This is a genomic window from Nocardia sp. NPDC059764 (assembly GCF_042732555.1).
In the GTDB taxonomy this organism is placed as follows: Bacteria; Actinomycetota; Actinomycetes; order Mycobacteriales; family Mycobacteriaceae; genus Nocardia.
In genome coordinates this window covers 1-26,930 of sequence record NZ_JBHWHH010000062.1, presented here as the reverse complement: position 1 = coordinate 26,930, position 26,930 = coordinate 1, and the positions used below count along the sequence as shown (strand labels likewise).

At 68.5% G+C, this 26,930-nt stretch carries 30 protein-coding genes; 12 read left to right on the top strand and 18 right to left on the bottom strand.

All coding sequences use genetic code 11. The annotated features are described in order from the left end of the window. The first annotated feature begins 101 nt into the window (after positions 1-101). Positions 102-773: a class I SAM-dependent methyltransferase gene (locus tag ACFV4K_RS16150; RefSeq protein ID WP_379275536.1), complete on the top strand. Its 672-nt coding sequence runs from the start codon at positions 102-104 to the stop codon at positions 771-773. 176 nt (positions 774-949) lie between these two features. Here the strand turns inward: ACFV4K_RS16150 and ACFV4K_RS16145 are convergent, their stop codons facing one another. After that, complete coding sequence (locus ACFV4K_RS16145; protein WP_379275556.1) at positions 950-1,312, bottom strand: GFA family protein; 363 nt, start codon at positions 1,310-1,312, stop codon at positions 950-952. 819 nt (positions 1,313-2,131) lie between these two features. Here ACFV4K_RS16145 and ACFV4K_RS16140 point away from each other — a divergent pair. After that, entirely contained in the window at positions 2,132-2,296 is a 165-nt protein-coding gene (locus ACFV4K_RS16140; protein ID WP_379275534.1) for a hypothetical protein, read from the top strand. A 16-nt stretch (positions 2,297-2,312) separates the two neighbouring features. Here ACFV4K_RS16140 and ACFV4K_RS16135 read toward each other — a convergent pair whose 3' ends face one another. From ACFV4K_RS16135 to ACFV4K_RS16125, 3 genes are all read right to left on the bottom strand, one after another. Further along, a complete protein-coding gene (locus tag ACFV4K_RS16135) occupies positions 2,313-2,756 on the bottom strand; it encodes a hypothetical protein (RefSeq protein ID WP_379275533.1) in 444 nt (147 codons plus the stop codon). A gap of 84 nt (positions 2,757-2,840) precedes the next feature. Further along, positions 2,841-3,122 (bottom strand): GNAT family N-acetyltransferase, encoded by a 282-nt coding sequence (locus ACFV4K_RS16130; RefSeq protein WP_379275531.1) that lies wholly within the window; start codon positions 3,120-3,122, stop codon positions 2,841-2,843. 230 nt (positions 3,123-3,352) lie between these two features. Continuing rightward, complete coding sequence (locus tag ACFV4K_RS16125; protein ID WP_379275529.1) at positions 3,353-4,000, bottom strand: TetR/AcrR family transcriptional regulator; 648 nt, start codon at positions 3,998-4,000, stop codon at positions 3,353-3,355. A 53-nt stretch (positions 4,001-4,053) separates the two neighbouring features. On the opposite strand from ACFV4K_RS16125, the gene ACFV4K_RS16120 reads away from it, so the two are divergent. Then, the gene (locus ACFV4K_RS16120; RefSeq protein WP_379275527.1) at positions 4,054-5,061 is read left to right on the top strand and encodes an aldo/keto reductase; all 1,008 of its coding nucleotides are present in this window, start codon (positions 4,054-4,056) and stop codon (positions 5,059-5,061) included. A gap of 125 nt (positions 5,062-5,186) precedes the next feature. Here ACFV4K_RS16120 and ACFV4K_RS16115 read toward each other — a convergent pair whose 3' ends face one another. Further along, positions 5,187-5,999 carry a dienelactone hydrolase family protein gene (locus ACFV4K_RS16115; protein WP_379275525.1) on the bottom strand — a complete coding sequence of 271 codons (813 nt, stop codon included), beginning with the start codon at positions 5,997-5,999 and terminating at the stop codon, positions 5,187-5,189. A gap of 154 nt (positions 6,000-6,153) precedes the next feature. Between ACFV4K_RS16115 and ACFV4K_RS16110 the strand changes: the two genes are divergently transcribed. Further along, positions 6,154-7,083 (top strand): GlxA family transcriptional regulator, encoded by a 930-nt coding sequence (locus ACFV4K_RS16110; RefSeq protein ID WP_379275523.1) that lies wholly within the window; start codon positions 6,154-6,156, stop codon positions 7,081-7,083. Here ACFV4K_RS16110 and ACFV4K_RS16105 read toward each other — a convergent pair. The 4 genes from ACFV4K_RS16105 to ACFV4K_RS16090 are packed head-to-tail and all read right to left on the bottom strand — an operon-like array spanning position 7,058 to position 11,932. Further along, positions 7,058-8,236 (bottom strand): cytochrome P450, encoded by a 1,179-nt coding sequence (locus ACFV4K_RS16105; RefSeq protein ID WP_379275521.1) that lies wholly within the window; start codon positions 8,234-8,236, stop codon positions 7,058-7,060. The genes ACFV4K_RS16110 and ACFV4K_RS16105 overlap by 26 nt on opposite strands. 21 nt (positions 8,237-8,257) lie before the next feature. Beyond that, positions 8,258-9,463, bottom strand: a complete 1,206-nt coding sequence (locus ACFV4K_RS16100) for a GNAT family N-acetyltransferase (RefSeq protein ID WP_379275519.1) — start codon at positions 9,461-9,463, stop codon at positions 8,258-8,260. Next, positions 9,460-10,743 carry a DegT/DnrJ/EryC1/StrS family aminotransferase gene (locus ACFV4K_RS16095; RefSeq protein WP_379275517.1) on the bottom strand — a complete coding sequence of 428 codons (1,284 nt, stop codon included), beginning with the start codon at positions 10,741-10,743 and terminating at the stop codon, positions 9,460-9,462. The genes ACFV4K_RS16100 and ACFV4K_RS16095 overlap by 4 nt, the downstream gene beginning before the upstream one ends. Positions 10,744-10,750: 7 nt before the next feature. Next, entirely contained in the window at positions 10,751-11,932 is a 1,182-nt protein-coding gene (locus ACFV4K_RS16090) for a 2-deoxy-scyllo-inosose synthase (protein ID WP_379275516.1), read from the bottom strand. Between the two features lie 268 nt (positions 11,933-12,200). On the opposite strand from ACFV4K_RS16090, the gene ACFV4K_RS16085 reads away from it, so the two are divergent. After that, positions 12,201-13,013: a helix-turn-helix domain-containing protein gene (locus ACFV4K_RS16085; protein ID WP_379275514.1), complete on the top strand. Its 813-nt coding sequence runs from the start codon at positions 12,201-12,203 to the stop codon at positions 13,011-13,013. Here the strand turns inward: ACFV4K_RS16085 and ACFV4K_RS16080 are convergent, their stop codons facing one another. The 5 genes from ACFV4K_RS16080 to ACFV4K_RS16060 form a co-directional block, all read right to left on the bottom strand. After that, positions 13,014-13,805: an alpha/beta fold hydrolase gene (locus ACFV4K_RS16080; RefSeq protein WP_379275513.1), complete on the bottom strand. Its 792-nt coding sequence runs from the start codon at positions 13,803-13,805 to the stop codon at positions 13,014-13,016. It lies immediately after the preceding gene. A gap of 145 nt (positions 13,806-13,950) precedes the next feature. Further along, positions 13,951-14,547 carry an ATP/GTP-binding protein gene (locus tag ACFV4K_RS16075; protein WP_379275512.1) on the bottom strand — a complete coding sequence of 199 codons (597 nt, stop codon included), beginning with the start codon at positions 14,545-14,547 and terminating at the stop codon, positions 13,951-13,953. Further along, the gene (locus tag ACFV4K_RS16070; RefSeq protein WP_379275510.1) at positions 14,522-14,869 is read right to left on the bottom strand and encodes a DUF742 domain-containing protein; all 348 of its coding nucleotides are present in this window, start codon (positions 14,867-14,869) and stop codon (positions 14,522-14,524) included. The genes ACFV4K_RS16075 and ACFV4K_RS16070 overlap by 26 nt, the downstream gene beginning before the upstream one ends. Beyond that, positions 14,866-15,300: a roadblock/LC7 domain-containing protein gene (locus ACFV4K_RS16065; protein ID WP_379275509.1), complete on the bottom strand. Its 435-nt coding sequence runs from the start codon at positions 15,298-15,300 to the stop codon at positions 14,866-14,868. Before ACFV4K_RS16065 ends, ACFV4K_RS16070 begins: the two co-directional genes overlap by 4 nt. Next, on the bottom strand, positions 15,297-16,874 hold the full coding sequence (locus ACFV4K_RS16060) for a sensor histidine kinase (protein ID WP_379275507.1): 1,578 nt from the start codon (positions 16,872-16,874) through the stop codon (positions 15,297-15,299). Before ACFV4K_RS16060 ends, ACFV4K_RS16065 begins: the two co-directional genes overlap by 4 nt. Positions 16,875-17,288: 414 nt before the next feature. Here ACFV4K_RS16060 and ACFV4K_RS16055 point away from each other — a divergent pair, with 414 nt between their 5' ends. Continuing rightward, positions 17,289-18,260: an aldo/keto reductase gene (locus ACFV4K_RS16055; protein ID WP_379275506.1), complete on the top strand. Its 972-nt coding sequence runs from the start codon at positions 17,289-17,291 to the stop codon at positions 18,258-18,260. On the opposite strand, the gene ACFV4K_RS16050 is transcribed toward ACFV4K_RS16055, so the two are convergent. The 3 genes from ACFV4K_RS16050 to ACFV4K_RS16040 all read right to left on the bottom strand — a co-directional run bounded on the left by ACFV4K_RS16050 (position 18,257) and on the right by ACFV4K_RS16040 (position 20,354). Continuing rightward, a complete protein-coding gene (locus ACFV4K_RS16050; protein ID WP_379275505.1) occupies positions 18,257-19,000 on the bottom strand; it encodes an aquaporin in 744 nt (247 codons plus the stop codon). The genes ACFV4K_RS16055 and ACFV4K_RS16050 overlap by 4 nt on opposite strands. A 74-nt stretch (positions 19,001-19,074) precedes the next feature. Further along, on the bottom strand, positions 19,075-19,449 hold the full coding sequence (locus ACFV4K_RS16045; protein WP_379275555.1) for a helix-turn-helix domain-containing protein: 375 nt from the start codon (positions 19,447-19,449) through the stop codon (positions 19,075-19,077). A gap of 191 nt (positions 19,450-19,640) precedes the next feature. Continuing rightward, positions 19,641-20,354 (bottom strand): hypothetical protein, encoded by a 714-nt coding sequence (locus tag ACFV4K_RS16040; RefSeq protein WP_379275503.1) that lies wholly within the window; start codon positions 20,352-20,354, stop codon positions 19,641-19,643. Positions 20,355-20,507: 153 nt separating this feature from the next. Here ACFV4K_RS16040 and ACFV4K_RS16035 point away from each other — a divergent pair, with 153 nt between their 5' ends. The 5 genes from ACFV4K_RS16035 (at position 20,508) to ACFV4K_RS16015 (ending at position 24,388) form a co-directional block, all read left to right on the top strand. Next, positions 20,508-21,074, top strand: a complete 567-nt coding sequence (locus tag ACFV4K_RS16035) for a hypothetical protein (RefSeq protein WP_379275502.1) — start codon at positions 20,508-20,510, stop codon at positions 21,072-21,074. Further along, positions 21,071-21,355, top strand: coding sequence for a class I SAM-dependent methyltransferase (locus ACFV4K_RS16030; protein WP_379275501.1), 285 nt, complete (start codon positions 21,071-21,073; stop codon positions 21,353-21,355). The genes ACFV4K_RS16035 and ACFV4K_RS16030 overlap by 4 nt, the downstream gene beginning before the upstream one ends. A 45-nt stretch (positions 21,356-21,400) precedes the next feature. After that, positions 21,401-22,723 carry a family 1 glycosylhydrolase gene (locus tag ACFV4K_RS16025; RefSeq protein ID WP_379275499.1) on the top strand — a complete coding sequence of 441 codons (1,323 nt, stop codon included), beginning with the start codon at positions 21,401-21,403 and terminating at the stop codon, positions 22,721-22,723. Between the two features lie 92 nt (positions 22,724-22,815). Next, positions 22,816-22,971, top strand: coding sequence for a hypothetical protein (locus tag ACFV4K_RS16020; RefSeq protein WP_379275498.1), 156 nt, complete (start codon positions 22,816-22,818; stop codon positions 22,969-22,971). A gap of 58 nt (positions 22,972-23,029) precedes the next feature. Further along, entirely contained in the window at positions 23,030-24,388 is a 1,359-nt protein-coding gene (locus ACFV4K_RS16015) for a family 1 glycosylhydrolase (RefSeq protein ID WP_379275496.1), read from the top strand. Positions 24,389-24,405: 17 nt separating this feature from the next. On the opposite strand, the gene ACFV4K_RS16010 is transcribed toward ACFV4K_RS16015, so the two are convergent. Then, on the bottom strand, positions 24,406-25,077 hold the full coding sequence (locus tag ACFV4K_RS16010) for a MerR family transcriptional regulator (protein ID WP_379275494.1): 672 nt from the start codon (positions 25,075-25,077) through the stop codon (positions 24,406-24,408). A 102-nt stretch (positions 25,078-25,179) separates the two neighbouring features. On the opposite strand from ACFV4K_RS16010, the gene ACFV4K_RS16005 reads away from it, so the two are divergent. Beyond that, positions 25,180-26,910 carry a GMC oxidoreductase gene (locus ACFV4K_RS16005; RefSeq protein ID WP_379275493.1) on the top strand — a complete coding sequence of 577 codons (1,731 nt, stop codon included), beginning with the start codon at positions 25,180-25,182 and terminating at the stop codon, positions 26,908-26,910. Positions 26,911-26,930: the final 20 nt, after the last annotated feature.

Below are 26,930 nucleotides of genomic sequence, written 5' to 3'. Positions count from 1 at the left end.
AGGACCGCTCCACCTCTATCGGTATCACAGACGAGCACCGGACTGACTGTCACAGAGGAAGGGCCGACTCTTCGCTCTTCGGGTCGGGATAGTGTTCGACTGTGGGCACGGGACTGAACGCCGACGGCTGGCTGGAAGCGACACAGAGGTCATACGACACGGTCGCGACTACCTACGCGGACCTCACCCGTCACCTCTTGGACGAAACACCCGAAGAACGCGCAGCTTTGGCGTCGTTCGCCGAACGAGTACGCGCCCAGGGCGGCGGCCTGGTCGCGGATGTGGGCTGCGGGGCGGGGCGGATCACCGCCCACCTACGACAGCTGGACGTCGACGCATTCGGAATCGACCTCTCACCCGGGATGATCGAAGCGGCCCGCCGTGATCACCCCGGCCTCCGATTCGAAGTCGGCTCCATGACGAACCTCGCCCTCCCGGACGCCTCGATAGCGGGCCTGGTCGCGTGGTACTCACTGATTCACATCCCCGACGACGAGATCGGTTCCGTCTTAGACCAATTCCAGCGAGTGCTTCGCCCAGGCGGACCACTACTACTCGGCTTCCACGTCGGAGACGACTCGCAATTGAAAACCCAGGGCTACGGCGGACACCCCATGCATCTCCATGTCCACCGTCGCCAGCACGGCCAAATGCGCAGGTGGCTCGACGATGCCGGCTTCGCCGTAGAGGCCGACAAAACTCTGACCTCTGCCGAAAGCCCGCTCGGCGGGATCATCCTCGCGCGCCGCAAGATCGGCGACCCCGAAAACTAAACCTCCGCCGGATCTCTCTCAGTCAGGAGCCCCCAGCTAGACGCGCTCGCGGTGTCCCGCATTCGGCCACTTGCGGACGTCCTGCGCCACGCCAAGTTCCAGCTGCAGACGGCCGTGCCGGGCCGGTTTGGTCAGCGGGTATGCGGCAGAAGCGGACGTTCATGCGAGGCTCGAAGTCATACCAACCGCGGAAGCCACGGGACTGCGTTGTGGGCAAAGCTCTGCTTGACTGGTATCAGACCGGCGTGATCGTCCAACGCCATCATCGTGACCCCGACCAGTCCGGCTTCGTCCCCTTTGGATGCCACGGTCGACCCGCACATCGGGCAGAACCCTCGGCATATCTGCGGGAAAGTCTCGAACCAAGTCGGCTCCCCACCTGGCCCGGTCCATTCGAATCCATCTTCCGGGAAGGACACCCAGGACATCACCGGCGCGCCTGAAAGCCGCTGGCAGTGCGCACACGAGCACAAATGCGGGAAGTCGGGGTCGCCGGTCGCGGAAAACCGGACATTGCCGCAGAGACAGCCGCCATTCATCGTCTGTGACACGACGCGAATCCTAGCCAACCACACCGACAATCAGCCCACCGCCGACTGCGGTAGACGCCTCAACTCGGCAGATCAGTGCGTTCGCCGGCAGGCGCTGCGGCCGCCATGAATCGCGCGATCGGCGGCATGGCGGCGTGTTCGCGAAGCTGCATGGCGGCCGGCCTTCGGCGGCGGACTGGGCTGCTGCTCCATTCTCGAGTGGTTTCACGCAGTTTCCTGACTCAGAGGCACCGAAAGTGGAGCAAAAGCCCAGCTCCGTGGCCGGTCCCGCCGACGACTGCCAGCGCTGGCCGGTCCGGTCAGCGCGGAACGCGGCATGTCAGTGAGTGGTCGCCCCGCTGGTAGGTTTGATGGGATTCTGCCGAGGGGGATGATGGCTGGGAAACCTGTCACGGCGCTGTATGACTATCAACTGGCGATGCTTCACCCGATGTGTCGGAGCGCCCCTGCCCAGGCGGCAGAGTTGCTTCGTCGAATCGGCGCGACCCGCATCGATACCGCGATCGCGCAGAAGCGTTGGTTCTACGGCGAGGCGACCAACAACTTCAGGTCGATCGACGAGTACGTAACAGCTTGGGGCGCAGCGACTTCGGGTGGAGTGAATATCATGACGGCCGTGAGATCCGATATGCGCGGTGGGATCTGTCGTTCTGGTCAGGATTGCAGGTCGAGTTCATGGAACTTCACCGTGGACACAACATGGTCAGGCGACTGCTTCGCAGACCCGAGCTACCACCGCCGCGGATCGACTCCGTCGCCGATCTGACTCCCTGGTCGTGCACGTCCGGAGAGCTACGAGATTCCAGCGTGGGACCAGTCGAATACGTCGACGGATTCGGTGCGGCGGGAGACGTAGTCACCTTCACCGCAACCGATCCCGACACCGGATGTCCACAGCGCTATTTCGCCCATATCGACTGGGGACTGCTGCAGTCCGTCGAACCGGCACCGGACTGGTACGTCGACGGGTAACAGAACACTCAGTGCGTCAACGCAGTGCGGGGTGGGTGAGGTCGAGCCTCAGGTGGTTTCGCCAGTTGTTCGTGAGAACGGCGGTCATGCCTTCGTAGTGCACGCCGATGAACGGGTTCGCATCGAACATGGGGGCAACCCACTGCAACGAGCCGGCGGAGTTCACCCGTGCGATGTAGCCGTTGTTACCCCTCGCTGCGTAGCCGCCGCCTGTCATCAGTCCGGAGCCGTCCGGGATCGGGGCCTCGAAGTAGGTGTCGAACTCATAGGTTCCGTATTCCTCGATGGCCTCAACCACGTCGAACGAGCCACCGATATCGAAAGGAATGGGCTGCCCGGCATCCGGGTGATAAGCGCCAGGACCGTCGAGGTCCAACTCCAAGCCGGTGTCGTCCGGCCGGTAGATGCCGTCACAAAGCGGTACTAGGCCTGCGTCCCACAGGCGTGCGACCAATCCCATTCAGATACCCCATCTGGATTCGTACATGCGTAAATATGGCTGCCTACACACTGCGAGGCACGGTTGAGCCGGAGTTGGCGGCCGTCATTCGGTGACCAATGAAGAGCGGATGGTGGGCCATTCGGTGGCGAGGATGGAGTAGTAGGCGGAGTCTCGGACTGTGGCGTCGGGGTCGGAGAAGTCGGCTCGGAGGATGCCGTCGAGGGTTGCGCCGAGGGATTCGATTGCACGGCGGGAGCGGGTGTTGCGGACGTCGGTGCGGAAGCGGACTCGGTGGACTTGCCAGTCGGTGAAGGCGTAGTCCAGGAGGAGGATTTTGGCTTCGCGGTTGGCGCCGGTGCGTTGCCTCGACGTCAACCGGGACATGGGCATGCGTGTAGGAGGTGCGGTTCTCGGCGGCCGCGGCCGCCAGAGGTGCCACATCATCGAGGGATAGCTCGGTCAGTTCAACGAGCTTTCCCGACAGAATCGACGCCATGACTACCCCCGAATAATCGCTTCCCCAACGGCTTTCGCCATGGCGGTGACACTACAACGCCAAGACGTTCCGCCAAGCCCTCGTGCACGAACACCGCATGTCGGCGTACGAATGCGCTTCAGCGCTCGATGCACGCAGAGCTGCCGGGTTGGCCAGAGTTCTGGGATCTCTCGCGTGGCCGCAGACCTTCGAAGACGGTGGTTATCGCGCGGTGGCGGCGGGCCGTGTCCCAGCCGTAGTGTTCGGCGGCGGCGCTCAAGCCGTAGAGGGCCATCAGAAGATCCGGCAGCTCGATGTCCGCTCGTACAGTGCCGCCGGCCTGGTCGGCGGCCAGTAACTGGGAAAGCACTGCTCGCAGGTCCGCGGCGAGGGCTTCGAGGGCTGCGGGTTTGTCGGCGCCGGGCGCAGTGTCCGTAGCCTGGAGGTGCTTTTTCACCGTGGCCTCGACCACGATCCAGTCCACGACTTGAAACAATGCCTCCGGCGAATCGGTATGGGCGGCAAGCGTTCGCGCCCTATCGACCAGCCGCCGCATACGTTCGGCGACGATCGCTTCGACAAGATCCTTCTTGGTCGGGAAGTGCCGATACACAGTGCCGACCCCTACTCCCGCGGCGCGTGCCACTTCCTCGACGGGCACCTCGACTCCCTGTGCCGCGAAGACCGACTCGGCCACCTCCAGTACCCGCGCTCGATTACGCCGGGCATCGGCGCGCAGCACTCGCTCGCCCGTCACGACGAAGATCCGTTGACAAACGGAATCCATATTCCGTATTTTCTAATCGGAATCATGATTCCGATTCTATCGGGGAGGGCACGATGCACTACAGAACACTGGGCAAATCCGGACTGAAGGTCTCACCGATCAGCCTGGGCGCCATGAACTTCGGAGACTCGGCCTACTTCGCCGGCTGCGACCGGACCGAGGCACGGCGCATCATCGATCGATTCCTATCCTCCGGACACAACCTGATCGACACTGCCGACGGCTACACCTCCGGCGAATCCGAGCAGATCATCGGTGACGCCCTGCGCGGCCGCCGTGACCGGGTGGTGGTATCGACGAAAGCGTTTCTGCCCCAGGGTGATGGCCCCAACCAGCGCGGGTTGTCACGGGCACATCTGACCCACGCGCTCGAGGCGAGTCTGCGCCGGTTGAACACCGACTACATCGACATCTACTACTGCCACCAATGGGATCCAGACACCCCGATCGAGGAGACCATGGCGACCCTGGACGGTTTCATCCGATCGGGAAAGGTCCGCTACCTGGGCTGCTCCAACTTCACCGCCGCACAGATCGTCGAATCGCAATGGGCCGCCCAGCGCGTCGGCGGCACCGCGTTCACCGCGCTGCAGGCCCAGTACTCGCTGATCGCGCGCACCATCGAAGCCGAGATACTCCCGGCCTGCCACCGTCACGGACTGGGCGTCACCGCCTGGAGTCCGCTGGGGTCGGGCGTGCTCACCGGCCGCTACCGTGACACAGTCGCGGAGGGCGATAGCCGACTCGGTCGGCTACTGGCCTCACCCGCGCCGATGGCCCAACGCTGGGCCGGCGATCTGCTCACCGACCACAACCTCGGCATCGCCAACGAAGTGGCGCGTGCCGCAACCGAATTGGACACGACCGCAGCCGCCGTCGCATTGGCGTGGGTAGCCGGTCGGCCGGACATCACCTCAACCCTGATCGGCCCTCGCACCATCGAGCAGCTCGATGAAAATCTCACCGAGATCGACTTGCCGACCGAACTCACCGAACGTCTCGATGCGCTGTCCGCGCCCGCCAACGAACCGGTCAACGGCATGTTCACCAGCGCAGCCTGATCTCGATTCGCATCGCTGATGCGCCATCTGCCGCTGCGAGAACACCGCCTTTTGACGCTGCGAGTTACCTACGGGGCCGATCTCGGCGGCGACGCTTCATGTACCAGGTGACACGGTTCTTACCGTTATGGCGCGGGGGCGGTCAGGCGGGTGGTTAGGAAGGAGAGGATTTCGTCTCGGGCTTGGAGGGTGGGGTGGCCGGGTTCGTCTACGAGGTGGGCGGTTACGACGCTGTGGGGGGTTTGGACTACTTGGGCGAAGAAGGGGGGTGGGGTTGGGTTGGCTTGGGTGGCGGGGAGGACTCGGGCGTCGAAGCGGTCGGCCAGGAGGGAGTGGTAGGCGGTGAATCGGGCTGCTGTGCACCATTTGTCGCCTTCGAAGCGGTAGCCGAGGGCTCGGAGGTCGTCGCGTTCGAAGCGGGCGGCGATCGCGGCGGCGTCGGCTGGGGAGAGTTCGAGGGCGGCGGGGTCGTCGAAGGGGAGGGAGGGGTGGTTGATTACGGGGGCTATGACGGCGGGGTCGAGGGTCATTGTGAGGGCGAAGTTTCCGGTCAGGCAGAGGCCGATGGCGCCTACTCCGGGGCCGCCGCATTGTTGGTGGGCTTGGCGGGCCAGGCCGCGGAGCCAGCTGACGATGGGGCTGGTGCCGGTTCCGGTGAGGACTCGGAATTCGGCGCTCACGCAGATGTGGTTGTAGACGCGCTTGCCCAGTTCGACGGTGGGGTAGGCGCCGTCTATGCCGAAGAGGGAGGGCATGTGGACGGTGAAGCCGGCGTCTCGGATCCAGCGGGCGAAGCGGGCTACGTCGGGGCTGATGCCGGGCATTTCGGGCATGAGGATGACGGCGGGGCCGGATCCGGAGACGTGGACGATCTTGGTGATGTCGTCGACGGTTACTGCGCGTGGGGTGAAGTCGTCGAGGGGGTCGTCGTGGTCCATGAGGAGGAAGGTAGGGCGTGGGGGCGGGCTGTCACATAGGCTGGATCGCCAGGTATGAGGGCGATCTGGCCATCGGGTCGGGAGGTGTGGTGTGACGCGGTTGCGGGTGGGAGTGCTGGCGTACGACGGGTGCTTCGCGTCGCAGGTGTACTCGGTGCCGGATCTGCTGACGATCGCGGCGCAGGTCGCGCCGGCGGGGCAGGCGCCGGAGATCGTGGTGATGTCGCCGCGGCGGCAGGTGGTGGCGGCGGGTGGGCTGCGGGTCGCGGTGTCGGCTCTGCGCGAGGTGGATGTGTTGATCGTGCCGGGGTTCGACACGGCGTCTGGCGCGGCGTTCGCGGGAGTACGGTCGCGATCGGGCCCGGAGATCGCCGCGATTCAGCGGTTTCGCGCGCAGGGGACGAAGGTGGTTTCGATCTGTGTCGGAGCGTTCCTGTTGGCCGAGGCCGGGCTGCTCGGTGGTCGTGAGGCGACCACTTCGTGGCTGTACGCGCATGATCTGGCGGAGGCGTACCCGGATGTCAGTGTCGTGGCCGAGCGCACGGTGGTGGTCGCCGAGGCGGAGGTGATCACGACTGCCGCGTTCAGTGCGATGTACGACCTGGCATTGACGCTGGTGCGTGAACACCACGGAGATCGGGTGGCGCGGACGACCGCGAGGCTGACGCTGCTGGATGACACTCGGACGCAGCAAACGCCCTACGTCGATCCAGCACTCGTTCCTGCCCGCCGCGGTGGTCAGCTCTCGCGAGAGGTGACGCGGTACCTGGATCGAAATCTCGACCAGCGCTACGACTTGGATGCCCTGGCCGCCGTCGTCGGGGTAAGCCCGAGGACACTGTTGCGCCGGTTCACCAGCGAAACGCAGCAGACGCCTTTGGAATACCTTCAGCGGGCCAGGGTGCGGCGGGCCAGCCTGCTTCTGGAGGAAACCGACCATTCGGTAGCGCGGATCAGTCATCTCGTCGGTTATCGAGATGCCGCGACCTTCGCCAAACTCTTCCGACGACACACCGGGTGCGCGCCCGGCGAGTACAGAACCGCTTTCAAGCGCTCGGCTACCAGCGCACCGGCAACGCCGTGAGCCCACCGGTGAAGATGTCGTCGCGTTCGGTCAGAGTGGCCGGGTCCACCGCGAAGGTGAGGGTCGGGAAACGAGTTACCAACTGCGAGAACGCTATTTGGAGCTCGAGCCGGGCCAGCGGTGCGCCGAGGCAGTAGCGGGGGCCGTAGCCGAACATGAAGTGGGCCGATTCCTGACGGGTGATGTCGACCCGGTCCGGGTGGGTGAAGGTGGTGCGGTCGTGATTCGCGGAGGCCACGCCGAGCAGGACGAGGTCGCCGGGCGCGATGTCGGTGTCACCGACGGTGAGGGCGTGGCGGGCGTAGCGGGGCAGGCTGCTGGCGTTGCAGGCGCGCAGGAGTTCCTCGGCGGCGGAGGCGACCAGGTCGGGGCGCTCGTGCAGGAGCTGAAACTGGGCGGGGTTCTCGAGCAGCATGCGGATGCCGACGCCGATCTGGACGGCGGAGGTTTCGTGGCCGGCGAACAGGAGAACCATGGCGTGCGTGGCGATCTCGTCGTCGGTGACGCCGTCGACGGCGCACAGGCGCGACACCACGTCGTCGCCGGGGTCGCTACGTTTGCGGCCGACCAGGTGCAGGCAGTAGGCGAACAGTTCGGCGACGCCCTGTTCGACCTTGGCGCGGTCGGCGACATTGCCGACGGCGTCGACCCAGTCACGGAAGCGGTTGCGGTCCTCGTAGGGGACGCCGAGCAGTTCGCAGATGACCAGCAGCGGCAGCGGGAGCGCCAGGGCGGCTTGCAGGTCGGCGGGCGGGCCCTGGTCCTCCATGGCGTCGAGGAGTTCGGTGGTGAGTTGTTCCACGCGCGGGCGCAGTTCCCGCATGCGTTTGGGTGAGAAGTGCGGTTGCAGCAGGGTGCGCATGCGGGCGTGGTCTTCGAGTTCGGTGTCGAAGTTGCCGATCGGGCCGCCGGAGAAGGCCGACTCCCCCAGGCGCGCCGCGGTGTCCGGGGTGCGGTGTGAGCGACCCAGGCGCGGGTCGGTGAACAGGTCGCGGACCAGGTCGTAGCCGGTGGCCAGCCAGGCGGAATCGCCGGTGGGGGTGGTGGTGCGGGTGATGCCGGAGCCGACGACGCCGGTGACCGGGCAGACCGACGGGGTCGTGTCGCGCGTAGTGCCGTCGGCGGGCAGGGGTTCGGCGGGGGTGGTTGTCATCGGTGGTGTCCTCGGGTGCGTTCAGAAAGGTGTGGTGTTGAAGGGTTTCCGCGTGGTGGCGAAGGCGTGGTGGAGCGCGTCGGCGGCACCGGCGGTGAGTGAGTGCACGCGGCCCGCGCGCTCGAACTCGCTGATGGAGTGGGTGCCGAAGTAGGCGGTGGTGAGTTCGAGCGGCCCGATGCGGACATCGGCGGCAGCGCCTTCGGCGGGCGTCCAGGTGCCGTCGCCGTCGGTGATGTCGAGCCGATAGGTCCCGGCGCTCAACCCCCATGGATCGGCCACCTCGATGACGCCGTGGAATTCGGCGCGAAACTCTCGTGCGCCGATCGCCTTGGGCAGGTTGAGGATCCACGTCGACAGCCCGGCGTCGACACCGGTTACCGCTGCGGCACGGGCATCCTCGAGCAACAGCGGGGTGGGGTCGTCGATGGCGGTGTCGAGCAGGATTCGGGCGTACTCGCCCTGTCCGAGCAGGCAGCGCAGCAGCTCGCGGTGGGCTGGCACGGTGAGTGCGCAGAAATCGCGCACATGCACGGCGTCTCCGGCGAGTTCGTAGACGGCATAGCCGTCGGGGTGCGTCAGGACGAATGCCCGCGGGTTCAACGCACTGGGCCACCAGGACTCCGCGCGATCCAGCGCCCCGGGCGTGGCCTGCTGCCAGCGGGCGTAGAGCCGACGCAACTCCCCCATCGATTCGGCGTACAAGGACTCCCGCACCCGACCCGAATCCGGTTCGGCCGCACGGAGTTTCGCCCGCCCACGGTCGATTCGCAGATGCCGGGTGTGGGTGGTGACGCCGACATAGGCATAACTGCCGCCGGGCCCGGGCATGGCGGCGAACACGTCGGCTTCGGTCTCCATGGCGATGGCCATCAGCTCGGCCTGCACCTTGGCGTAGATTCCGCGCTTCTGATGGGTGGTGGCGACCATCCCCTGCGCGCAGGCCGCGACGGTCAGCTGGGCGCCACCCGGCGCGGTCACCGTGGTGCGAATGATGGCCGCGGTCCCCACGACGCGCGGCTCCCCGGTTTCGGTGACATCCTCCACCACCGCGATGTCCTCGAGCCGGAACTGCCGTTTCCACGCCTCGAAATCGTGGGTCTTCACGCCCCCGAACGCGCGGTCATAGCGTCCGCGCAGCGCCTCCCAGTCGGATTCGACGGCGCGGCGGGTGCGGATCCCGTCGATGGTGCGGCTCTGCCAGTCGGCCATGAGTTCCGAGGTCATGCCAGGCCTTTCGGGTCGAGGGCGGCGGCGTGGGTGCGCACCTTGTCCAGCGCGGTGAGGATGTCGTCGATGTCGGCGCGCTCGCCCAGCAGCACGCTGTGGTGCATGAGCAGGGTGTGGTCGCGGTAGTGGTCGGCGCCGGTGAAGTCGCGCCCGGTGGCGCGGTCGACGGTCTCGGCCCAGCGCCGCGCGAAACGGGGCTTGGTCTGCGGGCGCAGCAGAGAGCTGCGGTGCAATGGATCGCGGGGCGGGTAGACCTTGGTTCCGAGCTCGGCCGTGAGCGCTGCGGCCACCTGATCGACGGTTGCGAGGCCGAAAGCACCCGGCTGCAGCCGGATTCCGTATTCGTAGATGGCGCGCCGATCCACCGCCGCGGGGACGGGGATATGTGCCAAGCCGGGAATGTCGGGCAGTCCGGCTTCCAGATCCTTGGCCCTGGCCGCACGCAGCGCGTGCTGGTCGTCGAGGCGTGGCAACTGGTCGAGCAGGAGTCCCGCGGTGAGTTCGGACATGCAGTAGTTCGCGCCCATGACGGTGGCCTGTTCGACGAGCTCGAACTCCCCGGCATCCGGCGCATCGTGCGTGTAGGCGCGAGAGTCCGCGCGCAACATCAGCATTCGCTCGTACAGGTCGTGGCGGTCGGTGATCGCGGCCCCGGCTTCCCCCGCGGCCAGCGACTTGGCCGCGCCGAGGCTGAACACCCCGATCGCGCCGAAGGTCCCGACCGCGCGCCCGGCCCACCGGGTGCCGTGGGCCTGCGAGCAGTCCTCGATCAGTGCGAGCCCCTCGTCACCGGCGACCGCCACGATGTCGTCGAGTTCGGCCGCCGTGCAGGCCAGATGGACCACGATGACCGCCCGGGTGCGCGGCGAGACGACCGCGCGCAGTTCATCACCGGTCAGGCAGCCGGTATCGGGATCGACATCGGCGAGCACCGGGACCGCGCCCACACGCAGCACCGCCGTCGCCGGAGCGACCCAGGTCATGGCGGGCACCACCACCTCGTCCCCGGGCCCGATCCCCAGAGCCTCCAACGCGATCACCAGCGCACTGGACCCGTGGTCCACGCTGACCCCGTAGGCCGCGTCGTTGTAGCGGGCGAACGCCTCGCCGAACAGCCGCTCGCGGGATTTGCCGCCGCGCGGGCTGTACCAGGTCACCGACCAGCGTGAGGAGTGCAGCGCGGCGAGCAGTTCCGCCGCGGTCCGATTGTCGTATTGCGGCCAGCGCGGCCAGGCGCGTCCCCCGCGGACCGCCGCACCCCCGTGCAGTGCGAGCATGGCGGGCCTACCCGACCACGACCGGCGCGGAGGCCCGCGCGACGACATCGAGCGCGGCCCGGATCTCCGACACCTCCACCGGAACCAGCGGCAGGTCCCCAGTGAGCGCCGGTCGACCCAGCGACCGCAGCAGCACGAACGGCACCGTGTCCGGCCGCGGCGGCAGGTACCCCTTCTTGTTGTCGTCGGCGATCACCGCGAGCACATCGTCGACGCTCACCGACGCGGGCAGCGCCGGCTCCACGCCCAGCCCGGTGACGATCTCGTAGTGGACGCTCACCTCGTCGTCGGACAGCCACCCCCGTGCGTGCGAGATATGCGCGGCCACCAGCATTCCCAGCGCAATCGCCGCGCCGTGCGGAAGTCCGGTGACCCCGCGCACTCGGTGATCGCAGATCTCGATGGCGTGCCCGGTGGTGTGCCCGTATTCGAGGACCAGCCCGGCACGGCGCTCGAAGGTGTCCGACCCGGTGACCGCGGATTTCGCGGCGATGCTCGCGTCCAGCAACCACAGCAGCGAATGCGGGCTGCTCAATTCGCCCGCCGCGATGACCCGCCGCAATCCGTCCAGCGCCGACGGCTGTATCGCGAGGCAATTCTTCGCCATTTCGCACAGCCCCGAACGCAATTCACGCTCGGGCAGGGTGGTGAACAGTTCGACGTCGGTGAATACCGCTTCGGGCGCGTAATAGGTGCCCAGATGATTCTTCCCGACCCCGGAGTTGATCGCCTGCTTGAGCGACAGCACCGAATCCATGGCCGCGATGGTGGTGGTCGGCACGTGGACCAGCCGCACACCCCGGAACAGCAGGTTCGCCATCAGTCCGGCCAGATTGCCGGGCACCCCGCCACCGAAGGACACCACCACCGAACGCCGGGTGATGCCCGCCCGCAACGTGGTCTCCAGATGGCTCGACAGGCAGGTCAGCGTCTTCATGGATTCGCCCGACGGATGCGAGAGGATCAGCGCGGGAATGGATCCGGCCAGGGTGTCGAGGTGGTGACGGTAGCGGGCGCGGACGTCGTCGTCGGTGACGATCACCAGTTTGTCGGGCCCCAGGGCGGTGATCGCCGCACCGATCTCGGCGACGCAGTCGCGGCCGAAATAGTAGGGAAACGATTGTTCGCCGATCACTATCGTGCGCGACCGTAGACCCGATTCGTCGCGCGACAATGAAGTATTGGCCATTTCCGGTGCCGCTCCTCGCTATTGGCCGATCCCCCATCGACTCCCTTGCCGGCGCCATTGCCGACCCTCGCACGGCAAATATCGAATGCGCGCTCCCCACTTGGCAACCGCTGGGATTCCCCAGTCAGGTGCACGGGAATTCGCGAGTACCACTGTGCGAAACACGGTATTGCGCTGCCACCACCGCCGGTGGTACCGGAGCCTCCGGCCACCCCGGGTCGTCGTTCCATGCGGCCCGGGCCGGTGCCGCCCCCTAGGCTGGGGGCAGATGACCGTGTGCGAAGGGATGCCGTTGGCCGACAACGAATTCGGGCTGCCGACCGTCGAGGTGCTGCGCGCGCCCACGCTGGCGGAGTTCGTGCGCGAACGCCGGGCGCGGGCCAGTACGCGCTATCCGGCGGGGCTGACCCGTAAGCAGCTGGCCGAGGCCACCCATGCCAGTCTGGGCTACATCGCCAAGATCGAGCAGGGTGAGGCGCTCAATCCCGGTCCGGCCATTCTGGATTCGCTGGCCGTGGTGCTCGAGCTCGACACGGCCGAACGCGTGCACCTGTACCACCTGGCCCAGCAGCGTCCGGCGGCGTCGTCAGCGCGGGCATTGCGTCACGGTGACACGGCGGCCGCCGCGGTGCGCACCACGCTCGACGCCCTGCTGCCGCATCTGGCCGCCGCGATCGACGACGCCTGGAATGTGGTGGCCTGCAACAGTGCCTTCGACGAGGCGCTGCCGGGACTGGCATGCCGGGGGCACGTGCTGCGCTGGATGTTCACCGACCCGCGGGCGCGCATCGTGCTTGAGGAGTGGGAGCGCGAGGCGCGGTTGATGGTCGGGCGCTTCCGCGCCTACGCGGCCGGGGCGCCGGTCAGCGGCGACCTCGACGGGCTGCTGCGGGAACTGGGCGAGCAGCCCGACTTCCGGCGGCTGTGGAACGAGGGCCACGTGCACATCGGCCGCCAGGACCCCACCTTCACGCTGCGAAACCCTCGCACCGCCACCGTGTTCGACGTGCGGGTGCAGCGCTACCGCGCGACCGCCCCCGGGCCGGCGCACCAGCTGTTCATCGGACTGCTCGATCCGTGATCAGCGGGGCACGCCCGCGAGGAACCCGCGCAGCAGCGCGTTGACCTCGTCGGGATGGGTGAGCGAGGGGGTCATGGCGGCCCCGGCGATGGTGTGCACCGGCACCGGATTGCCCAGGGCCGCGGCCAGTTCCTCGACCTGCTCGGCGCTGATCGCTTGATCGGCCAGCCCGCGCAGCACCAGCGCCGGGCACCGGATATCGCCGAGCAGCTCGATCACGGTGTCCCGGTTGACCAGACATTCCCCGGACAGCCGGATCCGGTCGCGAGGCGCCGCGGCCCACTTGTCCCGCCATGGCTGCTGCTCCTCGACGGTGCCGCCGACCATGAGCGAGCCCACCATCTTGATCGTGGGCGCCGGGGTGGCGCTGCTCGTCCACTGCTCGAGCACCTCCCGGTACCCGGCGCGTCGTTGCGCGGTCATGGCGGTGCCGCTGCAGCCGACCACGATCAGCCCCGCGACCCGCGGTTGCGCCAGCAGCGCCATACGCAGGGCCGTGAACCCGCCGTGGCCGACGCCGCCCACCACGACCCGGTCCAGGCTCAGTTCGTCCACCACGGCCCAGGCGTCGCGGGCGAGATCCCAATAGCTGAACGGGGTGTCGTCGTCCTCGGTCTCGCCGTGCCCGCGCGAATCGATGGCGATGATCCGGTAGTCGGGCGCGAGCGCCTCGATCTGGGGTGCGAACATCGCCTGATCCATGAACAGCCCGTGCCCGAGCACCACCGCCGGACCCGGCCCGCCGGTATCGGTGTAGTGGATCTTCACCGATCCTCTGCTCGCAAACGGCATTCCGAAACTCCTTCAGTTCACCCTGCAGGAATCGCTCACCGTACAGCAGATTCCACACCGGGTGACCGTCCTTGCGAGATCCGTCACGCAGCCCGCTCCGCCGGGCCTCTCACCACGAATGATGTTCTGCCCGTAGAAAATACGGCTAGACGCGGGGCTCCAGCAGATACTCGACCAGAGTGATCAGCGCCTGCAGGCAGGGGTTGCGGTTGCGGGCGTCCAGACGCAGCAGCGGGGTGTCCGGATCCAGGTCGAGGGCCTCCCTGATCTCCTCGAGCGAGTGGCGGGGCGCTCCGTCGAAGTCGTTGACGGCCACCGCGTACGGCACGCCGCGCTCCTCCAGGATCGACAGCGCCTCGTCGGCCTTGTCCAGACGGCGGGTGTCCACCAGCACCAGCGCCCCCAGCGCGCCGATGGCCAGGTCCTCCCAGATGGGCACGAACCGGCGCTGGCCGGGCGTGCCGAAGAGATACAGGGCCAAGCGGGGATTGAGGGTGATACGGCCGAAGTCCATCGCCACCGTGGTGGTGGTCTTGCCCGGCAACCCGGCCATATCGTCGACGCCGACGCTGGCCTCGGTGATCGTCTCCTCGGTGCGCAGCGGCCGGATCTCGGACACACTGCCTACGAACGTGGTCTTCCCGACGCCGAAGTTCCCCGCCACCAGCAACTTCACGGTGCGGGTGACGGTCTCCGGCACATAGTCGACGACGCGCTCATGCGGAGAGAGCGCGGAGTCCATGGAGTACCTCCTCCAAGAGGGCTTGTCCCGGCAGCGCTTCCACCGGGGCAGGGTGGGCCAGATGGCCACTGTCGAGCAGATCGGCTACCAGGATCTTCACCACCGACGGCGGCAGATCCAGGTAGGCCGCCAGCTCGGCGGGAGTCAGCACGCCGCGCCGAGCGATCTGCAGGATGCGGCGAGCGTCCGGGGACGCACCGGGTGGCGGATCGGTTACCGCGACAACCAGACTGACCAGATCCAGCGCCCGACTCGGACGCGATCGGCCACCGGTGCGCACGTACGCCCGGACCAGGTCGGGATCGCGCCGGGGCCGGCTCATGACCGCGGCAGATCCACTCTGGTCCGCTGCGTACTGCCGAGCTCACGCCCGACCCGCCCGGCCAGTTCGTTCATCCGGTGCGCGATCAGGCTGACGTCCACGTCCTGGGTGGTCGAGACCCCCAGCAGCGCACCGGCTCCGGCGGCGGTGATGAAGATCATCCCGTCGGCGTATTCGGTCATGTTCTGGCGCACCGAGTTCCCGGGCGAGCCGCCGCAGAATTCGGCGAGCGCCTTGCCCAGGGCCCGCAGCCCCGACGCCGCGGCGGCGAACCGCTCGGCATCGTCGATGCTGACGCCGCTGGTGTGAGCGATGCGTAGGCCGTCCTCGGACAGCAGCACGGCGAACCGGACACCGGGGGCCTCGAGATCCTCGAGCAGCCAGGCCAGCCGGTTGGTATCACTCACTGCCGTCGCGGGCGTACCGGTCACGATGTCATCCCTTCGGAGTGCTCGTACGCGGCCGCACGGCCGCGCTGGGAGCCGCTGTGCCAGGCAGCGGCGATATCGGGACGCGCGGGGGCGGTGGCGTCCGCGGCGTCCGGGCCGGCGGTGGCAGCCAGGGCCACCGTCGCGGAGCGGCGGCGCCGTCGAGGCAGGCCGCCGGAGGTCAGTTCCTGGGGTGCGACCGAATCCATGGCCACCACAGTAGGTTCGGGGTCGGGCGCGGGGAGCCGGGTGGGTGCGGGCACCGGGGCGGGAGGCGCCACGGTCATCGGCACCGGCGCGGGCGCGGGCACCGCGGCCGGGGCGGTCGGCTGCGCGGCGGCCGGTGCGGCCAGCAGGGATTCGGGGATGAACACCATGGCACGCATACCGCCGTACATGTTCGGGCCGTCGATGTAGACCGAGAACCCGTAGCGGCGCGCCAGCGCGGCCACACCGGGGAAGCCGACGCGCGGCGTCGGGCCCAGCGCGTGGATATCGACGACCTGGTCGCCGGCCAGCACGCGGCGGGTTTCCTCGAGCTGTTCGGGGTTCATCCGGACACCGGCGTCATCGACGATGACGGTGACGCCGTGGTGGCCCTCCTGGAACCCGATGTCCACGAACGAGGTCGGCGGCGAGTAGCGCAGCGCGTTGTCCAGCAGCGTCGCGATGGTGTGCACCAGCGGCTCGACCACACGGCTCACCACCGGGCGGTCCAGCTCGCCCGAACGCACCCGGGTGTAGTCGCGCACGCGGCCGGTGGCCCCGCCCACGACGTCGGTGAGAGACTGCTGCGGCCAGCGGCGGCCGGGCAGACCACCACAGACGATCACGTAGGACTGCGCCTGACGGATCATCTGCTGCACGGAATGGTCGATGCGGGTGAGCGTCTCGAAGGTCTCGTCATTGCGGTGGCGGCGCAGCGCGGCGCTCACCACCTGGCTGACGTCGGCGCCCAGGCTCACCACGGACGCGCCGAACGCGCGCACGGCGGCGGAGGTGGCGTCGCGGGCCGCGCCTTCCACCTGCGCACGAGCGCTGTCGGCGGCTTCGGCGACCGCGGCGCGGGCGTTCTCGCTCGATTGCGCGACCGAGACCCGGGCGGCCTCCTCGGCCTGGGCGATGGCCAGCTGGGCCATCTCCTCGACCTGGGCGATCGCGGTCTCACGGGAGGATTCGGCCTCGGCGAGGGCGAGCTGGGTCTCGTTGGCGCGTTCGCGCGCGACCCGCTCGGCGGTCTCGGTGGCGACCTTCTGCAGCTCCTCGCCACAGCGGGCGGTCCACTGCCACACCAGTTCCGCGATACGCGACTGTTCGAGCACGACCGGCAGGTTCACGGTCGGGTTGTCGGGGTCCGAGCGGCGCACCGCCGCACCGATGGCGGGCACGACATTCTCGGTCAGATTCGCGATCATGGCCTCGATCGCGGCCTCGCGATCCGACTGGTCCTCGCGCACGGCCGCGACACGCCCACGTTCGGCGCGCACGGCGCGCCACAGGAATACCACCCCTACCACCGCGAGCACGAGAGCGGCGGCGAGGACCCAGGAAAGCAGCACGGCGTTGTCTTGATTCATCAATTCTCTTGTCGTCCGGCCGATCCTGAAATCGGCGGAGCCACCATAGCAGAATCGTCTGTGTCCCCGAACCTTTCGGTATCTCCGAGCAAACCGCCGACCGGAGTCCATGCAGCTCATCGCATTTCAGCGCACTCTTGCAGGCCGAGGGCTCGCTGCGTGAGCACCCGCCGATCCGGGTCGCCGAACCCGAGGTCTGAACCTCGAATTCTGGACACTCGACCACCAGGGTGGGCGTCGGCCTCGGGCGCCGCGCCCGGCACCGCTCGGATGCCCCGCCGACGGCCGCGCGCGACCCCACCCGGCTCAGCTATTCCCCCGCTTCACCTCGGCGGACGCGTTCCAGCGGGCAGCCAAGACCTTTCATCGATCCGCTGATTGGCGGGGCTCGCGCGAAGCTGCGAGCATGACGGCATGCGAATGCAGCGGCTCGGGGACGGCGTGACGGTGTCGGCGATCGGCCTGGGATGCATGGGCTTCTCCCAGGGGTACGGCGCGGCCGACGACGCCGAGTCGACCGCGGCCATCCGGGCGGCGTACGAGGCGGGCATCACGGTGTTCGACACGGCGATGAGTTACGGGCTCGGGCACAACGAGCGGCTGATCGGGCAGGCGCTGGCCGGGACCGACGCGCTGGTGGCGACGAAGTTCGGGATCGTGCGCACCGACGCGGGGGTCGGGCTCGACGGCAAACCGGAGAACGTGCGGGGGTATTGCGAGGCGTCGCTCGAACGGCTCGGGCGCGAGGCCATCGACGTGTACTACCTGCACCGGGTCGATCCGCAGGTGCCGGTCGCCGAAACCGTGGGGGCGATGGCCGAATTGGTGAGCGCCGGGAAGGTGCGGCACCTGGGCATCTCGGAGGCGACGCCCGAGCAGCTGCGGGCGGCGGTCGCCGTCGCGCCGATCGCGGCGGTGCAGTTCGAATGGTCGATGCTGTGGCGCGAGCCCGAGCGCGACATCGTTCCGGTGGCACGGGAACTCGGGGTGGGGCTGGTGCCCTACAGCCCGCTGGGTCGCGGCCTGCTCACCGCCACACTCGATGCCGGCACGGCCGCCGACGCCGATTTCCGCCGTCACGACCCCCGCTTCCAGGGCGAGCACCTCGACGAGAATCTCGCACAGGTGGCAGCGTTGCGCGAGATGGCCGCGCGGCTGGGCATCTCGGCGGGCCAGCTGGCGCTGGCGTGGCTGCTGGCGCAGGGACCCGATGTGATGCCGATCCCGGGCAGCCGCCGGGCGGCGCGGATCCTGGAGAACGCCGCGGCGGCCGCGGTCGAGCTCGGGGCCGAGGAGCTCGCCATGCTCGAGAAGCTGGTCCCGGCCGACGGATGGTCCGGCGACCGCACCTCGTTCGCGGTCCCCTCGACCACGCGCGGAGCCTAGACGCCGCGCACGGCCGGGCGGTACAGCAGGGCGATCAGGCTGGAACCGGCCAGGCCGCCGAGGATCTGGGCCGCGGTGAACGCGGGCACCGAGGACGGGGCGATGCCGGTGAACGAATCCGACAGCATGCGCCCCAGGGTGAGCGCGGGATTCGCGAACGACCCCGAACTGGTGAACCAGATGGCCGAGCCGAGGTAGGCGGCCACGGCGGCGGCGCTCGCTCCGCGTCCGAGCCGGGCGGCGGCGAAGCCGATCGCGACCAGCCCGGCGGCGGCGAGGATTTCGGCGAGCAGGTGGCCGCCGGTGACGCGCTGCTGGGTCGCCAGTTGCAGTGGAGACCGGTCGAACATGGTGTTGGCCAGCAGCGCACCGACGATCGCGCCGCACAATTGAGCGGCGACGTATACGCCGAACGCCTGGGTGGACAGTCCCCGGCGGTCGCGCCGACCGCCCAGCCAATCCGCCAGCGACACCACCGGATTGAGGTGCGCGCCCGAGATCGGGCCGAAGATCAGGATGAGCACGGCCAGCCCCAGCGCGCTGGCGGTCGAGTTCTCGAGCAGTCGCAGCCCGAGGTCGCCGGGTGAGAGCTGGTCGGCCGCGATGCCCGAACCGATCACGACGGCGGCGAGGGCGGCGGTGCCGGAGAACTCGGCCACCGCTCGACGCCCGAGCGGCAGCGGGCCCGCGTCGGGGACGGCGCGGTAGGCGGCGAGAACGGGCGGTTCGGGGTTCGGCACCCGGTCACAGTGCCAGACCAGGGCTTTCCGAAGCCGGGCTCAGCACAAGATATTTCGTATATACCGCCGCCGGGCTATTCGAGGCCGCCCGCGCCCACCTCCGGCAGGCCCTCGGTGAGGCGCAGCCGTTCGGCCATCGTGATGAGCAGGTGCTGGGACTCCTCGCTCAGATCGACGGCCGCGATGGCGAGTCCACGCAGGCCGGGGAACTGCAGGCGGGCCAGCAGATCCAGGTCGTGGCCGCGCGGGACGGGGTGGGCGGCGGTCGCGAAATGGTCGGGGCGCACGCGGAAGTAGCGGGCCAGGGCGGCGATGGTCTCGCGGGAGGGGTTGGTGCGCGCGCCCGAGCGCAGCTGGCTCAGGTACGGCTTGGAGATGGGGTGGCCCCAGGCGGTGAGCTGGGCGGCGACCGCGGAGTTGGTGTGCGGGCGTCCGCCGGGGGCGGGCATGGCGTCGAAGAGCTCGTTGAGCCGGGCCGCGAATCCGGTGACGGCCGACGGGATCGGTTCGGGTGTGCTGCGCCGGGTCGGGGTGCGATGCGGGATGCGGGCGTAGAGACGGTGCAGGGCGGGATCATTGAGGGAGGAGCGTTCGAGCAGGTCTGCGATGCGCAGCACGGGGTCGGGGGTGTGATCGGGGCTCATTCGGCCACCTCCTGGCCGTCGAGGCCGGTCATCCAATCATGGTCACTGCGTAGTCCGGCCCAGCGCACTTCGACGGCCGGGACTGACGGGAACGCGAAGAGCTGCGCGATCTCGCGGGCGCTCAGGCCCATCGCCTTGCCCCACGCGAGCGCGCGGTCGCGGTCGCTCAGGCCCTCCAGGCGGCTGCGGAACGCCAGGCGGGAGACGACGGATCCGGTGACGTCCTCGGCGGCGGCCATGACCTCGGACAGCTCGGGGCCGTGCGCGCTCACTACCGCCACCGTCGACGCGGGCTGGTACTGGTAGAGATCGCCGCCGCGGCGGCTGCGGCGGAAGTGCTCGACGAAGGCGCGCACGCACGCGCCGAGGAAGTAGCCGCCCAGACTCTGTCCGCTGTCGGCGTCCCAGCCGTCACCGTCACGGGCGGCGCGGCGGAAGCGTTCGAGGGCGCGGGTGATGGTCTCGCGCACGAAGTCCTCGGCGAAGCGGGTCTCCACCAGCAGCCGCTCCTGCGCGGTGGGACGCAGGGGCATTCCCTCGCGTTCGGCGACCGCGAAAATCCAGCCGCTGCGTACCCACGGCCCCAGGATGGCCAATGCGTGGCGAACCAGACTGTCCGCCAACGGCTTCCAGGCCGGTCCCTCGAATCCGGCCTTCCGAACCAGCTCGAACAGCTCGTGTTCGGCCGCGGATCTCTCTGGATCGGTCATGTTTCAGGTGTCCTCCGCCCCGCACCTCCAGATCGCTGACGAACACGTTATAGGGACGGCAAACAAAGCGCATTTCTTTCAGCTAATGCTCAGTAAGCGGGGTGTGTAAATCGTTCCTTGACAGAGGAATTCGCGTCAAGGCAGCATTTACATATGAGTGATTCTCCGTACCGGGATCCCGCCGACGAGCGCGCGATCCTGGCAAAGCTGTTGTCCACCAATGCCGATGTCGTGGTCGAGGTATTACGTCCTGGCCAGGGCGTTCCGCCACCCTCGGTGATGGCCGCGCTGCGGGCCGCGCGCAGTCTCGACGGGGTCGTCGACGATGTGCTGCGGTCGCTGGTACGCCAGGCTCGCGACGAAGGGCGGACCTGGGCCGAGATCGGCGAGATCTTCGGCACCTCACGTCAAGCCGCGTTTCAGCGCTTCGGCGGGTCCGGCGTCGGGATCCCGATTCCGCCGCTGCACTCCACGCCGCCGATTCCGCCGGTTCCCACCATTCCACCCATGCCGGGCATTCCGCCCCTGCCCTCCAGGCCTCAAATGCCTTCCATGCCAGGCATGCCCGAATGGCCCCAGAGTCCCGGCATGCCGCCCGCGCCGGGACGTCCGTTCGCCGGACCCGGGCACCATGGACCGCACGGCCATCGCGGCCCCGGTCCGCACGGTCCGGGTAATGCTCCGGGGCCCGAGCCGCGCGACGACGAGCCGGGCGCATGAGATCCGCCGCCGCGGGCCACGAGGTCGCGCACCCATCCGATGGTCGGAACCGCCGACTGCTCGCGGCGGCCCGGCAGCGCTATGCCGAGGACCGGCTCGCCGACGCGGTATCGGCGGGGACCCGTCAGGTCCTCGTTTTCGGCACTGCCCTCGACACTTTCATCGCACACAATCCGTACCGTGATGTGCGTCACCGACGCATGACGGCGGAATCGTGCCGCCACCGTCGGACGGGACTTTCGGTCGAACCCCGCATGGTTCGAGCGCGGGTCGCGCAATAATGCTGGTCGCCTGACCGATCCACTGTTCGCCGGATGAGGAGTGCCATGCCCGTGCACACCCGACGTCACGCCCTCGCGGTCCTGGCGGTCGCCACCGCCCTGCTGGCCGCGGCGACCCCGGCCACCGCGGCCCCCGCTCCGGCGGAGCTGCCGAGCCTGGGCGCGGACTTCCACTGGGGCGTGGCCGCGTCCGGATTCCAGAGCGAAGGGCATGCGCCCGACAGCAATTGGCGGCGCTACGTGGCCGCCCATCCCGACTACGACCCCTACGGCGACAGTGTCGACTTCTACGACCGCTACGCCGCCGATATCGCGCTGGCCGAGGATCTGGGTGTGGACACCTACCGGCTCGGCGTCGAGTGGGCGCGGGTGCAGCCGCGGCCGGGCGAGTGGGACGCCGACGGATTCGCGTTCTACGACAAGGTCATCGCGGCGGTCCGGGCGGCGGGGATGCGGCCGATGATCACCCTGGACCACTGGGTGTATCCGGGGTGGGAGGCCGATCGCGGCGGCTGGGGCAATCCGGGCATGGTCGAGGACTGGCTGACGAACATGCGGGTGGTGGTCGACCGGTACGCGAGCGCGGACCCGATCTGGGTGACGATCAACGAGCCGTTCGCCTACATCATGAACGAGGTCCGCCATGGCGGACTGCCCGCCACCGAGGCGCTGACCATGCAGGCGCGACTGGCCCAGGCGCACAACAGCATCTACGACCACATCCACGCCCGGCAGCCCGGTGCGATGGTGACCAGCAATGTGGCCTACGTGCCCGCCGCGGATCCGCTGGTCAACGGCGGCATGCTCGACGCCATCGCGGCCAAGCTGGATTTCGTGGGCATCGACTACTACTACGGCCTGTCCCCCGACACCGCCGGCCAGTTCAGCGCGTTCGCGTCCTCGGAGCTGTGGAAGTTGCCGTTGCAGGCCGACGGCATCTACTACACCTTGCGGCACTTCGCGCAGCGGTTCCCCGGTAAGCCGCTCTACATCGTCGAGAACGGCATGCCCACCGACAACGGTCAGCCCCGCGCGGACGGCTACGCCCGTGCCGACGACCTGCGCGACACCATCTACTGGCTGCAGCGCGCCCGGGCCGACGGCATGAACGTGATGGGCTACAACTACTGGAGTCTCACCGACAACTACGAGTGGGGCTCCTACACACCGCGTTTCGGCCTCTACACCGTGGACGTGCGCACCGATCCGGCCCTGACCCGCAGGCACACCGACGCCGTGGACGCCTACCGCGCCATCACCCACGACGCCGGTGTGCCGAGCGACTACCTGCCGACCCGGCCACCCGCGGGCTGCTCGCTGGTCGATGCCCTCGCCAGCTGCGCCGACCCGGTGACGCTGCCGCGCTAGAGCGTCGCCGGGTGGTTGCACCGGACTGTGACTCCCCCTCCTGGAACCGCTTGGGCCACAGGCCGGTACATCACGAACGGTAGGCGGCGTGGATGCGGCTCGACACCGAGATCATCAACGGGACCGTTATCGCAGCAGGTGAGGGCCGTGCGCCGGTTTTCCGGTCCGGAAATCCCGCGCTGATCGGCGGGTCAGCCGCGCGCACCGGCCCCCGCGACACGCCCCTCACTGCCCCGGAATTCAGCTAATCGACAGCTACGCTCCGAATGGGACATTCCGACCAGGCGTCCCGGAGAAGGAGCCCCGATGCGCCGTCGCCTGCACCGACTAGTCCTAGCTGGGCTCGCCGCCGCCGCGACGCTGCTGCCGGTGGCCACCGCCGCCCACGCGACTCCCGCACTGCCGCCCGCGACCCCGGGCACCCACGGCGGAATGGGCCCGGACTTCCTGTGGGGCGTGGCCGCCTCCGGCTTCCAATCCGAAGGGCACGCCCCCGACAGCAACTGGATGAACTACATCGACGCCAATCCCGACTGGGACCGCTACCGCAACTCCATCGACTTCCGCTCGCGCTACCAGACCGACATCGCGCTGGCGGCGGGCCTGGGCTCGAAGGTGTTCCGCATCGGCATCGAATGGGCGCGCCTGCAGCCCGAACCCGGGGTCTGGGACGAGGAGGGCTTCGCCTTCTACGACCGCGTCATCGACGACATCGTGGCCAACGGCATGGAACCCATGCTGACGCTGGACCATTGGGTGTACCCGGGCTGGGCCGCCGAACGCGGCGGCTGGAACGATGACGCCATGGTCGGCGACTGGCTGGCCAATGCCCGCAAGGTGGTCGACCGCTACACCTCCCGCAATCCGGTGTGGGTGACGGTGAACGAGCCGGTCGCCTACATCATGCACGAGGTGCGCCAGAACGACACCGACGCCGACCAGATGCTCGACCGGGTCGCCCGGGTGCACAACGAGATCTACGACTACATCCACCAGGTGCAGCCCAAGGCGCTGGTCACCAGCAATGTCGGGTACGTGGCCGGGGCCGAGGCGCAGGTCAACGGGCCACTCATGGAACGCATCGGCGACAAGCTCGACTTCATCGGCGTGGACTACTACTTCGGCTACGAGCCGCCCAAGGCCAACACGGTCGATATGCCCGACGGGTCGGTCGCACCACCCGCCGGGATGTGGGACCTGCCCATCCGCCCCGAGGGCATCTACTATGCGCTGCAACACTATTCGAAGATGTTCCCCGGCAAGCCGCTGTGGGTGGTGGAGAACGGCATGCCGACCGAGAACGGCAAGCCCCGCGCCGACGGCTACACCCGCTCCGATCATCTGCGCGACACCGTGTACTGGCTGCAACGCGCCAAGGCCGACGGCATGAACCTGATCGGCTACAACTACTGGAGCCTCACCGACAACTACGAGTGGGGTTCGTTCGCACCGCGTTTCGGCCTCTACACCGTGGACGTACAGACCGATCCGAGCCTGACCCGCAAGCCCACCGACGCGGTCGACACGTACCGGCAGATCATCACCGCCGGCGGGGTGCCCTCGGGCTACGAACCGGTGCGCTTCCCGTCGGACTGCAAACTGGTCGACCCCCCGGCCAGCTGCGAGCACCCCGTCACCATCCCCACCGCGGTCCCCGCGCCCTGATGCGGGCGCGGCGCGGTTCAGCGCCGGCGGACCGCGCGTTCGACCTCCTCGGCCAGGGTGACGCCGCCGACCTCACGGGCCGCGGCGAGAAACCGGTCCCGGAAGCGATCCAGATCCAGATCGATGCCCTCGCCGGTGTACTCCCGGCCCGACGCCTCGCGGACCACCCGGATCATCTCGTCGGCCAGGGTGGCGATGTGGGTGCGGATCAGCGTGCGCAGCACGCCCGACAACGCGACGTCGGTGCCCACGTCGTAGAGGATCAGCGCGCCGGTGAGCATGGCCGGTTCGGGCACCCGCCAGCGGGCGCCGAGCGGTTCGAGGTAGCCCTCGGACAGCAGGTCGTCGAGGATCTCGGGGCGGCGATCACCGAGCAACTCGGTCAGGGCGTCGTCGTCGAGGACCGTGCCGGTGTCGGTGTCGCCGCTGTAGCGCGGATCGAAGACCTCCCGCCAGTCGCCGTCGCCGGGGACCTCGGCCTCGAACACCTCGCGGATCGCGTCCAGGCGCAATCCGCGCGCCTGCATGGCGGTGATGGCCCGCAATCGTTCCAGGTGGTCGGGACCGTAGACCGCTTCCTTGCCCGCGCGACCGGGCGTGGGCAGCACGCCGACCGAGTGGTAGTAGCGGATGGTGCGGGCGGCGACACCGCTGAGTTCGGCGAGTTGCAGGCGGCTGTATCGGTCCACGCGAACAGCATAGATACCGCAACCCGGCCCAACGTTGACAGCCACAACTGTCCGCATTAGCGTAACCGCCGCCACACTGTCGACGACGACAAGGGAGTTCTCATGACCCAACGCGACACCGATTTCGACGTGCTCATCGTCGGGTCCGGTTTCGGCGGCAGTGTCAGCGCACTGCGCCTCACCGAGAAGGGCTACTCGGTCGGCGTGCTCGAGGCCGGTCAGCGCTTCGCCGACGACCAGCTCCCCGACACCAGCTGGGACCTGCGCAAGTTCCTGTGGGCCCCGAAGCTGGGCTGCTTCGGCATCCAGCGCATCCACCCGCTGCGCGATGTGCTGATCCTGGCGGGCGCGGGCGTGGGCGGCGGCTCCCTCAACTACGCCAACACCCTCTACGTGCCCCCGGCGCCGTTCTTCGCCGACCCGCAGTGGCGTGAGATCACCGACTGGCACGACGAGCTGATGCCCTACTACGAGCAGGCCCGCAAAATGCTCGGCGTCGTCACCAACCCGCACATGACTCCCGCGGACGAGGTGTTCAAGCAGGTCGCCGAGGACATGGGCGTGGGCGACACCTTCGTGCAGACCCCCGTCGGGGTGTTCTTCGGCGAGGCGGGCAAGACCGTGCCCGACCCGTACTTCGGCGGCGCGGGCCCCGAGCGCACCGGCTGCATCGAATGCGGCGAGTGCATGACCGGCTGCCGCCACAACGCCAAGAACACCCTGGTCAAGAACTACCTGTACCTGGCCGAAAAGGGTGGCGCGCAGGTCATCCCGATGACCACGGTCACCACCGTGCGCCCGCTGCCCGACGGCACCTGGGACGTGGAGGCCGAACGCACCGGCGCCTGGTTCCGCAAGCAGCCCAAGACCTACACCGCCAAGCACGTGGTGCTGGCCGCCGGCACCCGCGGCACCCAGCAGCTGTTGTTCGCCATGCGCGACAAGGGCGTCCTGCCGCAGCTGTCGTCGCGGCTGGGCGTGCTGACCCGCACCAACTCCGAGTCCATCCTGGGCGCGGCCACCCGCAAGGTGAACCCGGACGTCGATTTCACCCGCGGCGTGGCCATCACCTCCTCGATCCACCCGACACCCGACACCCATATCGAGCCCGTCCGCTACGGCAAGGGCTCCAACTCGATGGGCCTGCTGCAGACGCTCATGGTCGACGGCGGCGGCAGCATCCCGCGCTGGCTGCGCTTCCTGGGCATCGTGCTGCGGCACCCGCTGATGCTGCTGCAGTTCATATCGGTGAAGAACTGGAGTGAGCGCACCATCATCTCGCTGGTCATGCAGCATCTGGACAACTCCATCACCACCTACACCAAGCGCGGGCTGTTCGGACGCAAGCTCACCTCCAAACAGGGCCACGGCGAACCGAATCCGACCTGGATCCCGGTCGGCAACGAGGTCACCCGCAAGGTCGCCGACACCATCGGCGGTGTCGCGGGCGGCACCTGGGGCGAGGTCTTCAACATTCCGCTGACCGCCCACTTCCTGGGCGGCGCGGCCATCGGCGCGGACGCCGACCACGGCGTCATCGACGCCTACCACCGCGTCTACGGCTACCCCACGCTCTCGGTCGTCGACGGCGCCGCGGTCTCGGCCAACCTGGGTGTGAACCCGTCGCTGACCATCACCGCCCAGGCCGAGCGCGCGGCGGCCATGTGGCCCAACAAGGGTCAGGTCGACACCCGCCCGGACCAGTCCGCGGGCTACGCCCGGATTGCACCCGTCGCACCGTTGCAGCCGATGGTGCCCGCCTCGGCCCCCGCGGCCCTGGTGCTGCCGATCGTCGAAATCCGTGGCGGCAGGTCCGAATCCACGCCCGCCTGACATCCCGCACATGAGTAGGG